Source organism: Maritalea myrionectae DSM 19524, assembly GCF_000423365.1.
Lineage (GTDB): Bacteria > Pseudomonadota > Alphaproteobacteria > Rhizobiales > Devosiaceae > Maritalea > Maritalea myrionectae.
In genome coordinates this window covers 458,652-469,625 of record NZ_AUHV01000003.1, presented here as the reverse complement: position 1 = coordinate 469,625, position 10,974 = coordinate 458,652, and the positions used below count along the sequence as shown (strand labels likewise).

The 10,974-nt window shown below is 54.1% G+C and carries 11 protein-coding genes; 5 read left to right on the top strand and 6 right to left on the bottom strand.

Annotated elements, in window-relative coordinates; all coding sequences use genetic code 11:
- Positions 1 to 67: 67 nt before the first annotated feature.
- Positions 68 to 469, top strand: coding sequence for a DUF2177 family protein (locus tag G549_RS0108405; RefSeq protein ID WP_027834650.1), 402 nt, complete (start codon positions 68 to 70; stop codon positions 467 to 469).
- On the opposite strand, the gene solA is transcribed toward G549_RS0108405, so the two are convergent.
- On the bottom strand, positions 466 to 1,638 hold the full coding sequence (gene solA / locus G549_RS0108400; protein ID WP_027834649.1) for an N-methyl-L-tryptophan oxidase: 1,173 nt from the start codon (positions 1,636 to 1,638) through the stop codon (positions 466 to 468). The genes G549_RS0108405 and solA overlap by 4 nt on opposite strands.
- Before the next feature lie 229 nt (positions 1,639 to 1,867).
- Between solA and G549_RS19600 the strand changes: the two genes are divergently transcribed.
- Positions 1,868 to 2,290: a CHAP domain-containing protein gene (locus tag G549_RS19600; protein WP_051213557.1), complete on the top strand. Its 423-nt coding sequence runs from the start codon at positions 1,868 to 1,870 to the stop codon at positions 2,288 to 2,290.
- 63 nt (positions 2,291 to 2,353) lie between these two features.
- On the opposite strand, the gene G549_RS0108385 is transcribed toward G549_RS19600, so the two are convergent.
- The 4 genes from G549_RS0108385 to sseA form a co-directional block, all read right to left on the bottom strand.
- The gene (locus G549_RS0108385; protein ID WP_027834648.1) at positions 2,354 to 3,823 is read right to left on the bottom strand and encodes an ArnT family glycosyltransferase; all 1,470 of its coding nucleotides are present in this window, start codon (positions 3,821 to 3,823) and stop codon (positions 2,354 to 2,356) included.
- Positions 3,824 to 3,848: 25 nt separating this feature from the next.
- Positions 3,849 to 4,757 carry a pseudouridine-5'-phosphate glycosidase gene (locus tag G549_RS0108380; protein WP_027834647.1) on the bottom strand — a complete coding sequence of 303 codons (909 nt, stop codon included), beginning with the start codon at positions 4,755 to 4,757 and terminating at the stop codon, positions 3,849 to 3,851.
- Between the two features lie 11 nt (positions 4,758 to 4,768).
- Entirely contained in the window at positions 4,769 to 5,863 is a 1,095-nt protein-coding gene (locus tag G549_RS0108375) for a carbohydrate kinase (RefSeq protein WP_027834646.1), read from the bottom strand.
- 63 nt (positions 5,864 to 5,926) lie between these two features.
- Entirely contained in the window at positions 5,927 to 6,784 is an 858-nt protein-coding gene (sseA, locus tag G549_RS0108370; RefSeq protein WP_027834645.1) for a 3-mercaptopyruvate sulfurtransferase, read from the bottom strand.
- Positions 6,785 to 6,876: 92 nt separating this feature from the next.
- Here sseA and G549_RS0108365 point away from each other — a divergent pair, with 92 nt between their 5' ends.
- The 3 genes from G549_RS0108365 (at position 6,877) to G549_RS0108355 (ending at position 10,531) form a co-directional block, all read left to right on the top strand.
- The gene (locus tag G549_RS0108365) at positions 6,877 to 8,685 is read left to right on the top strand and encodes an ATP-binding cassette domain-containing protein (RefSeq protein ID WP_027834644.1); all 1,809 of its coding nucleotides are present in this window, start codon (positions 6,877 to 6,879) and stop codon (positions 8,683 to 8,685) included.
- Positions 8,686 to 8,768: 83 nt separating this feature from the next.
- Positions 8,769 to 9,647 (top strand): DMT family transporter, encoded by an 879-nt coding sequence (locus G549_RS0108360; protein ID WP_036221753.1) that lies wholly within the window; start codon positions 8,769 to 8,771, stop codon positions 9,645 to 9,647.
- Positions 9,569 to 10,531: a DMT family transporter gene (locus G549_RS0108355; protein WP_036221750.1), complete on the top strand. Its 963-nt coding sequence runs from the start codon at positions 9,569 to 9,571 to the stop codon at positions 10,529 to 10,531. The genes G549_RS0108360 and G549_RS0108355 overlap by 79 nt, the downstream gene beginning before the upstream one ends.
- Here the strand turns inward: G549_RS0108355 and G549_RS21300 are convergent.
- Positions 10,528 to 10,917 (bottom strand): DUF3224 domain-containing protein, encoded by a 390-nt coding sequence (locus G549_RS21300; protein WP_051213556.1) that lies wholly within the window; start codon positions 10,915 to 10,917, stop codon positions 10,528 to 10,530. The genes G549_RS0108355 and G549_RS21300 overlap by 4 nt on opposite strands.
- Positions 10,918 to 10,974: the final 57 nt, after the last annotated feature.

Genomic DNA, 10,974 nt, shown 5'->3' with positions numbered 1-10,974 from the left:
GAACTGGGGCTGAAGAGTGATCCGCCTAGCTTGGCCATGGCGTAAGTCTTACAACAGGAGCAACAACATGACCAATCTAATCGCTTACGTCGCCACATTGGTGATTTTTCTGGGAATTGACTTTGTTTGGCTTAGCTATGTCGCCCGTAACTTTTATTTTGAACGCATCAGCCATTTAATGGCGGATAGTCCGAACTTCGCCGCCGCCGGTGTGTTCTATTTGTTTTATGTTGTGGGTATCGTTTATTTCGCAGTTTTGCCCGCACTTAAGGCCGGTTCGGTGATGCCCGCAGTGATTTCAGGCGCGCTCTTGGGGCTGCTCGCCTATGGCACATACGACATGACCAACTATGCCACGTTGAAAGATTGGCCGGTGAGTGTGGCCATCGTCGATATGATTTGGGGCGCGACCCTGACCGCGACTGCCGCCGCAGCAGGGTTTTATATCACGCGCATGGTGACGAGCTAGTCCCGATTAAATCGTGACAATTTGAAGGGCGAAATGTCGTAAGATGTTTCGCCCTTTGTCATGAGTTGGGCCAGCATTTCGCCAATGGCGGCACTGTGCTTGAAGCCATGGCCGGAGCAGGGCGACACCAGAAAAACATTTTCCAAATCAGGGTGACCATCCATAATAAACTGGCCGTCGGGCGCTGCGGTATAAAGGCAGGTTGCGGAGCGCACGACATTCGGGTTCAACCCGAGCAGTCGATCCTTCGGGTGACGGCGGAAAAATTCGTCCTGTTCCGCGCGACTAACCTCCCGATTTGTCTCTTCCGGCAATGTAGGCGCGCCATAAAATTCGGACGCCATTTTGAATTGATGCGGCGCGGCAAGTGACGGCATGCCATAGAAAAAGTCGTCGGGCTCTTCGCCATGAGGCCAGGCAAAGGCGGGGCTATTTTCCCAAGCTGATTGATGGTCTTTTTCGATATCCAGCCAATGCAGCACTTGGCGGGTGGGCTGGAAAATATCGTGCCATTTTGGATGGAGAAATGATCGCACCCATGGCCCGGCGCTCAAAATCACTTTTGCGGCGCTGAAGGTTTCTTGTTGCGTGCGCACATTAACAGCGCCATCAGCCTGCGGCATGATCACGCCCACGACCTGTCCATATCGCAAGTCGGCACCATATTTTTCCGCGAGTTTGAGTTGATTATCGACACATTGCTCTGCCCGTAAATAGCCGGCGCCGGGTTCAAAATAGGCATGTTCATTGTCGCTGATGAGGAAGTTTGGAAATCGACTGCGCACCTCCGCCGGGGTGAGCATTTCGTGTGCGATGTCAAACTTCTTGGCGGCTGCCTCGGTTGTTGCCAAAAAGCCTTTCTTGGCCGTGGCTTGATCTGATTGATCACTGGAGATCATCACCGCGCCAATTTCATTGAGTAGTTTTTCGCCAGTTTCGGCTTCAATCTCGCGCCAGATTTCGTGGGCGCGTAAAGCAAAGGGCACATAGGCGAATCCTTCCCCAATTGCCTGCCGGGTCAGGCGACTTTCCCCGTGGGTGGACCCATGAATGTGTGGCGGTGTGTGTTGATCAAGGCCCAAAACCTTGGTGCCGGACTTGGCCAATTGATAGGCAGCTGCGCTGCCCATGGCTCCAAGGCCAACCACAATCACATCATAATGTTGCATAAACGCCTCTATTGCTGCGCGAAGGGAGGGATTTTTTGATCATTTGATTGGTTTTGCCGCGCAGCGTCAAGGGGTCCTCATTTCTGACACATTCGGGCGCCACATGGCGGCCCGTCGCGATGTTTCGCGCTTTTATCTGAGCGTGCCTGCTGGTTGGCGCGTTTGACGAACAATAGGATAATCGGGACGTTTTGGTGCAGGGCACCGCGTCCGCTTGGTGAACAGCTACATGAACAAAATGACTTTGCGCGCGGTGATTGCCGTGCTTGCGCTTGCGCTGCCGTTTTCTGCAGTGGTGCCGGCACAGGCTACCCCTTTGGTTAGACTGATGGAAAAAGATTTGGGGCAGCGTCGCCCCGGTGGATGCCCGTCAAAATGGTGTGCCTGCTATATGGATCAAATTTTGAAACGGGCTGGATTTCAATCGCGCGGGTCGAACCGCGCCCGAGACTTTGCCTCTTATGGCAAGACCACAAAAACCGCCAAGGTGGGCTCAATCATGGTGATGCGCAATCATGTGGGGGTTGTGATGGGCAAATGTGACAATGGCCAGGTCAAAATCATCTCTGGCAATTATTCAAAGAAGGTCGCGGTGGGGTGCTACCCTGCGAGCAAAGCCATTGCATGGCGTGACCCGATTAAAGCGCGCTAGGAGTAGCCGCGTTTCAATCTGAAATGGGTGCCTTCAACTGCGGTTGGGCACCCTTTTTTTTGGCTAGTTTTTAAAGTTGGTTGCCAAATAGGTGTGGCGCTTTTCCACCAAATAGCCTTGGCGGTAGATTTCTATTGTGTCGACTAGCTCGACTGTCTCGAAGCGATCGGCAAGGGTTTCCCCCAGTCCATTGCCCGTGTGGGTGATGATGAGCGCGTTTTCGCCCAAATGTTGCGCGGGCTCAAACCAATAGCGAAATTGAGAAGGGGCGCTGCCCAAATCAGTGACATTTGCGTCTTGCATTGCAAACCCTAGGGGGGCGGAAATGGTATAATGTGTGCCCGCCACAAAGCCTATGTCATGTTCAGCCATGAGTGTTTGCACCCGTGTCGCGGATTCTGTCCAGCCGAATGATCGGGCGGAAAAATAGTCGGCGGTGCTGAAATAGGTGCGGATGGGCAAAACGCCAAAGTTAAAAGCAATGATCGCCGCCAGAAGAACGCCATAAACCACATGCGCAAATGTAAGCCATCCCCAGCGCACATAGTGGGCGAGAAAGGGCAGGATTGCGATATAGGCCACAAGGTTCCAATGGAACATGATGTCCGTGGTGAATGAGAGCGCCAGAAACAAAAGACTGGAGGTCCAGAACGCAAATTTTGCGATGCCCAGGCCAGCGGGCGTGTTACGCCGGGGCCATAGAGTTTTTGCCAATGACCAGATCAAAAAGGGCGACAAAAAACCAACCATGCCAGCCAGATACCCGATCAGACCGCTAAAATTGTTTTCCGAGGGCAGGCCCGCATGACGATCGCGCAAGATAAAACTGATGGAGGAGGCGTTGGTGTTGATGTTCCAATAAATCTCAGGGCCAACGACCAGAAGGAAAAGCGCAAAGGCGAGATAGCTCTGTCCATGACGAAAGATGCGCCGTGCGTTGGGGGTGAAAACCGCATAGAGGAAGACGCCGGCGCCCAAGAGCACCGCGTTATATTTGGCCAGTGTGGCCAGCCCCACGCAGATGCATGCGGCATATAGCCAAAGCCAAGCGGGGGGCTGATCCTCGTTGAGCGGAATAAAGAATTTAAGAAAGAACAACAGGCCGAGCAGCAGCAACAGCACCATGAGGTGATCTGGCAGTGCCAGCATGGTCATGGTGAGGAAGATGGGCGTGCTGAGAAACAACACAAAGGTTACCGCAAAATGCTGCTTGGGGGCGGTGCTGATTTGTTTGGAGATGAGCCAGAGCACCCAAATGTCGGCCAGGAATGTCAAAACCGGCATAAGGCGCAAAGCCCAGACATTCCAGCCAACCAGTTTGGACGCCGCCCAAAGGGTCCAGGCGTTGAGCGGCGGATGGTCATAATAGGAAATGGCTGGGTGTTGCGACCACATCCAATAATAGGCTTCGTCCGCCACCATATTGCCGCTAAGCCAAAAGAAAAGGCGCAGCCCCAGCAAAAGGGCAACGCCTGCAATGAGCAAAAATTTGAGCGGTTGAGTTACGCTTGCATCATCGTTTCTGGTGATCATTCGTCGCTCTCAACCCCTAAAACGCCTATCGTTTGGCCGCGACGGCAATCTCCCCGGCCAGTTTCGCGTTGTTGATCAATAGCGCAATGTTTGCTTTGAGTGAACGGCCTTCGCTTAATTCCACCACTTTACCCAAAACAAATGGGGTGACCGCTGCGCCTTTAATGTCGTTTGCGTCCGCTTCTGCGATTGCTTGATCGATGATGGTTTCCATCTCATCATTGCTCAGCGCATCCGCTTCTGGCACCGGGTTGGTGAACAGCAATCCGCTATCTGCACCCAAGTCGCGCCATGCAGTGTAGGTGGCGGCAGCTTCGGCAATATTGTCCACACTGTGGGGCAGGGCCATGCCGCTATCGCGGGTGTAAAAAGCGGGCAGGTTTTTGGTTTGATAGCCAACAATGGGCACACCTTGGGTTTCCAACACTTCAAGGGTAAGCGGCAAGTCAAGGATCGACTTGGCACCCGCGCAGACCACGGCAACGGGCGTTTTGCCCAATTCGGTTAGGTCAGCGGACACATCAAATGGGTGGCCGCGGTGCACGCCGCCAATGCCGCCGGTGGCAAAGATGTCGATTTTGGCGGCAGCGGCCACGATCATGGTGCCTGCGACGGTTAAAGAGCCGGATTGGTTTTTGCCCAACAATGGCGCAAAGTCGCGGCGCGAACATTTGGCAATTGAACCGCGTTCGCTTGTGGCAAAGTCTTTCAGCTGCTCCTCGGTCAAACCGACAGTCACCTGTCCATCCACAATGCCGAGTGTCGCTGGGCAAGCACCGGCTTCTTTTACGGCATTTTCCATGGCGAGCGCTGTTTCCAGATTGCTGGGATAGGCCATGCCGTGGGTCACCACGGTGGTTTCGAGCGCCACAATGGGCGTATTGTTTTTCAAGGCTTCGGCGACATGTGCACCAAATTGAAGATCAAAATTCATGGGAGGAATCCTTAGTTGGATGCAAAATGCTGATGCGCAAATGTTTCAACCGCCGTGTGGGAGAGGTCGGGGCTGTTGCGCAGGGTGGATTTGAGGGTGTGTTGCGCTGCGGCGATGCCGAATTGTGCGGCTTGAGCAAGGGGCAGCTTTTGATTGAGACCATGCAGCGTGCCCGCCACAAAGGCGTCGCCCGCGCCGGAAACGTCCACGATTTCGGCTGCAGGCACGGCAAGGTGTTGCATGGTGTTTTGATAAGAGAGATAGACGCCGTTGGCGCCGTCGGTGATGATCACATGTTCGGCACCGCGCGAGATCAAAGCAGTGATCATTGCGTCGGGTGTTGCTTGCTCGGTGGCAGCCAAAGCTTCGTCCTTATTGCAGAACAGATAGCTGATGCCGCTCAGATCGTCCGGCAGGCGTTTGAATTTCGGAATTGAAACAGTGTCTACGGCCAACGGAATATTCTGGTCGCGGCAATGGGTGACGAGTTTGGCCAAGCCATCTGTCGACAAATTGGTGTCGGCAAATATCAGGGCTGAGCCGCTGATCAGGCCCAAATGGGTTTGCACAAAAGCTGCGTCCATTTGGTTGAAAATGTCCATATCCGCGACGCCCAGATAGAGGCTGCCGTCGGGCTGCATAATCGCTGTGTAGGTGCCGGTGGCCAAGTTGCGGTTGCGCACCATGTGGGAAAGGTCGACGCCACTTTGTGTGGTGGCAGCGCTCAACGCGTCTGCCGCGCCATCGTCGCCGACGATTGAAAGCAGTTTGGTGGGCTCGCCCAAGCGCGCAAGATTTTCAGCCACATTGCGGGCCACCCCGCCACGGGTTTCTTCAGCGCTCGCCGGGTTGGAGGTTTCCAAAATGCCGGGCTCTTTCAGCTTGAGCACCCGGTCCATCACCGCGCCGCCTATGCACAAAATGCTTTGCTGTTGCGCCACAATATAGGCGCGTCCGAGAATGTAGCCCTTGGCTTGCAGGCGCTCAATATAATTGGCGACAGTTGCCCGTGCCACGCCCAGACGCTCGCCAAGCTCTTTTTGGCTGGCGTAAGGGTGGGCCGTGATTTCGGCCAATAATCTTTGTTCCAGATCGGTAAGGGACATAGCGCCTTTATTGCAAAAGTTTGCTTGATAAACATTTGCAATATAGGTTGTGTGGGGATTTGTCTACCCCTTTACAATTGGCGTTTCAGGTCGTGCGCCCCATTCGCTCCATGAACCGTCATAAAGACGTGTGTTTTGGTGGCCCAAAATCTCCAGCACCAAAAGGATGACGCAGGCGGTGACACCGGAGCCGCAAGTGGTGATCGTGGGTTTTGAGGCGTCGAATTTCTCATTTATGATCTGCTCAAGTTCAGCCTTGGGGCGCAGGCGGCCTTCATCGTCCAAAAACGCAGCATAGTGCAGATTTTGGGCACCCGGCATATGGCCCGCGCGCATGCCCTCGCGCGGCTCGTCGGTTTCGCCTTTGAAGCGGCCCGGGCCGCGGGCATCAAGAATATTGCAGCTTTGGTCGCCCTTATTCACTAAGTCGAGTAATTCTTCAAACGGCACCAGCTTTTGTGCATCGAAAGCGGCGGTGAAATTGCCGTTGGCATTTGGCATGGGCTGGACGCTTTCGGTGGGGTGGCCTTGCTTTTCCCAATAGGGGAAACCGCCATTGAGAATACGCACATTGCTTGCGCCCATTTGGCTGAGCATCCACCAGGCACGGGCGGCAGAAAACAGGCCTTGGGTATCATAGACCACGATCTGATCATCATTATTTACACCCATTTTTTGCATTTGATCCTGAAAGAATGCGGCGCTGGGCATGGTGTGCGACAGAGTGGAGTTCGGGTCCGACAGTTCCTTGATCGAGAAAAACATGGCGCCGGGGATGTGCTTTTCTTGATATTCTTTGATTGCGTCACGGTTGGCACCGGGCAGATGCATGGACGCGTCAAAAATAACCAGATTGGGTTGGCCCAGCTTTGCAGCCAGCTCGTCGGCTTCGATCAGGTAAGTGTCAATTTGTGCGCTCATGAGGATGCCTTTGCGGTTTGGTCTGGTTTTTGGCCATTGTATTTATGCCAATCAATGATAGTAGACCCTAAACAGGAATATATAGATCTCATATGGCCAGCGCAGTTCTCTCACTTCAAGATATTTATCTCACTTTTGGCGGCACGCCTTTGTTGGAAGGTGCAGCGCTTTTTGTTGCGCCAGGAGAGCGTATTGCCTTGGTGGGACGTAATGGTTCGGGCAAATCGACGCTGCTGAAAATCCTGGCGGGTGATGTTGAAGCGGACAGTGGCACACGCTTTGTGCAGCCCGGCGTCACTTGGCGCTATTTGCAGCAAGAGCCAGATTTGAGCGCTTATGAAACTGTGTTGGACTATGTGCAGGACGGCCTGGTGGATGGGGATGACCAATATCGCGCGCCCTATCTTTTAAGTGAACTCGGTCTTGATCCGGAGGCTTCACCTGTTGGCTTGTCAGGTGGTGAATCGCGTCGGGCGGCGCTGGCGCGGGCCTTGGCACCGGAGCCTGATGTGCTGCTGTTGGACGAGCCGACCAACCATTTGGATCTGCCCGCCATTGAATGGCTGCAAGATGAGCTGAAGTCGATGAAATCGGCGATGGTGATCATTTCGCACGATAGGCGCTTTCTGTCAGATTTAACTCAATCCACTGTGTGGCTGGATCGGGGGAAAACCCGCCAAAACAGTCAGGGTTTTGCCCATTTTGAACAGTGGCGTGATGATATTTTGGCGCAAGAAGAGCTGGAGCAGCATAAGCTGGATCGGCAAATTGTGCGCGAAGAGCATTGGGTGCGTTACGGGGTGACTGCACGGCGCAAACGCAATGTGCGGCGCATGTCGGAACTGGCTGATTTGCGGCAAAAGCGGGTGGACCATCGCGGACCCACGGGCAATGTGAAAATGCAGGCGACCGAGGGCCAGCAATCTGGAGCGATTGTGGCAGATGTAAAAAATGTGTCCAAAGCCTTTGGCGATCTGACCATTGTGAAAGATTTCAGCCTTCGTGTCATGCGCGGAGATCGCTTGGGCATTGTTGGCCCCAACGGGGCTGGCAAATCGACATTGATCAAATTGATCACGGGGGAGTTGGCACCTGACGACGGCGAAGTGCAACTCGGCACCAAGCTCGATATTGCGGTGCTGGACCAAAAGCGGGCGCAGCTTGACCCCGAAACGAGCTTGAAAGATAGCCTGACGGGCGGGGGCAGCGACAATATTGTTATTGGCGACCAAACCAAGCACGTGGTCGGCTATATGAAGGACTTTTTGTTCTCGCCGGAACAAGCGGGCACTGCCGTTGGCAAGCTGTCCGGCGGCGAGCGGGCGCGGGTTCTGTTGGCCAAGGCCATGGCACAACCCTCGAACCTGTTGATCCTTGACGAACCGACCAACGATTTGGATTTGGAAACGCTGGATTTGCTGCAGGAAATGCTGGCCGATTATCATGGCACGGTGATTGTGGTGAGCCACGACCGGGACTTTTTGGATCGGGTGGCGACCTCCATACTTGTGCATGAAGGCAATGGTCATTGGCACGAATATGCTGGTGGCTATTCGGATATGGTGGCGTTGCGGGGGCACGGTGTCGGTCAGCGCAAAAGCGAGCCGAAGCCGAAAAAAGAAAAGCCGAAATCAGAGGCCAAACCTGCGGCGCCGAAACCGCAGAAAAAGCTGAGTTTCAAGCACAAGCATGCGCTTGAAACCCTGCCCAAGCTTATGGAAGAGTTAGAAGCCAAGGTGGCCAAGCTGAATGAAGACCTCGCCGACGCGGATCTTTATGCCAAGGCACCTGAGAAATTTCAGAAGCTGACTGAAGAGCTTGGCGCCACCCAGCAAAAGCTGGATGCAGCGGAAGAAGAATGGCTGGAAATTGAAATGTTGCGCGAGGAAATTGAAGGCTAGGCCTTTGCCGTACTCTTGCCGCGTCAATTGAATTGGTCTAACCATTGTCGTTCACGCTAATTTCGGGCTGACGCACAATGGACATGTCGACAACAAAAGCACTGCTGCTTGCGGTGGCGGCTATCGCCGTCATTTCAATGATGGACGCCAGCGTTAAATCGCTATCGGGCGACGCCTCCACTTTGACCATTCTGTTTTTCCGACAAGGCGTTGCGGCCGTTTTGTTGGGCGGTCTTGCCCTTTACAAAGGCTCGCATTTTCCCACCCGCGCACAACTGCCATTGCATTTCATCCGCGCAATGATGATTGGCGCCACCGCCTTTGCGTTCTTTTATGCGGTGGGCGAACTGCCGCTGATGTTGGTGACGGCCATCTTTATGGTCGCCCCGATTTTGGTGAGCATTATGGGGGTAGTTTTCCTCAAAGAAGAGGTCACGAAAACCCTGATTTTCGGCACCATATTGGGCTTTGCCGGAGCGATGGTGATTGTTTTTGGCGGCAGCAATGGCGCAGACTTTTCGGCAAGTGGTGATTTGTGGGCGTGGGTGGCTGCGTTGCTGGGCCCGTTTGGTTATGCCTTAAGCATTGTGGTGATGAAAAGCCAAAGCCGGCAGGCTGATGCCACCATAATCACCTTCCTGCAGGCTTTCTTTATCGCGCTTGTGGCGGCGCCATTTGCTGTGGTGCAGCTTGATGTGCCGAGTTTAGACATTGGTTTGCGCCTCGCCAGTGTGGGCTTTTTGGGCGCTTTGGGTTTTGTGCTCTATGTGTCGGCGTTGCGCAATTTGCCGGCGTCGGTGTTTGTGCTCACTGAAAATACGGCGCTGCTGTGGGCTGCGATGTTTGGCTTTATCTTCTTTATGGAAGTGCCAGCGCTCACCACATGGGTGGGGGCATTTATGATTATCGCCGCTTGCTTATCGGTTGGGCGACAACAGGTGCGCCGCACGCCGAAGCGATGACCGGATTATTCCACCGCATAAAGCCTTCGGCGTTGGGCTTGGCCCTTTTGGCCATGTTTGCCTTTGCGTTGATGGATGCGCTGGTAAAGGTTTTGGTGGTCAGCCTGCCTGTGGGGCAGGTGGCGTTTATGCGTACGACTGGCAGTGCGCTATTGTTTTTCGGCGTGGCAGTTTGGGGGCAGCATCTTTATTTTGCGGGGGTGCAGTGGCGCTTGCATTTGCTGCGTGCGGCAGGCGCAGCGCTGGTGACGCTGTGCTTCTTTTTTGCGCTGGCGCATTTTGCACTGGTCACGGTGGCGGCGTTTGCGCTGACCGGCCAATTGATCAGCACGCTTTATGGCGTGATGTTTTTCAAGGAAAGGTTTGACGCTAAAATCGCCTTGGCGCTTTTGGTCGGGCTTTCGGGGGCCTTGCTGTTTTTGATCAATGAGGGCCTGTTCGCGAGTGAACTCAGCGTGTCACTTTTGCCGCTTCTCGCGTTGATCGCAGTGCCTGTTTTGGAAGCGACTTTGCTGGCTTCTCTGAAATTCCACACGCAAAAGGAAGGGCCTGTTTTGATGTCACTGATCCAGCTCTCCCTGGCGGCGCTGATTTTATCGCCCGGCCTTTTGCAATATGAGCCACTGAGCGGCGGGCAATGGGGTGTTCTGGCCGCCACGTGTGTGGTTGGCGCGTTGGCGGGTTATTGGTCCGTGGTGGCGATTAAGCAATTGCCGGTGAGCGTTTTTGCGATCACCGACAATACCAGTGTTGTGTGGGCGGCCCTACTGGGGCTGGTGCTATTTTCGCATGTGCCCACGCCCTTGCAATGGGCAGGCGCCGCCCTGATTTTCGCCAGCTGTTATTTTCTCTCGGTATATTTGGCGCCGAAGGATGATGTCTAGCGCGTCAGCTCCAAATGCCAATCGACCTGCTTGGTGTGGCCTGCCTCATAACCACCACTGCCCGTTGCGCCCTCAAATGCGCCGGTGCCGGAACCTTCCACAATTTGCCAGTTTGTGGTGGCCTTATCTTTGGCCCAGGTGCCTGTTTCTAAAATGGTTAGGGTGCCCTGTTCGCCCTTGAGCGTGCCGTTGAACAGGCGGAAGCCGTGATATTGCGCGGTGCCTTCTTCGCAATAAAAGATCTGCATTTTGATACTGGCGCTGCCCTTTAAGTCGCCGTCAAATTCTTCTTTGACCAGTGCTTCGCTGAGTTTTTGCTGGTCATTGATCTGCTCAACCACAGTTTCATCCCAAGCGAGATGGGTGTAGGTGCCGGAAAGTTTCATGTTGATTTCCCTTGTTGATTTCCCTTGTTGATTTGCCTTGAGCTTGGCAAAGTCAGC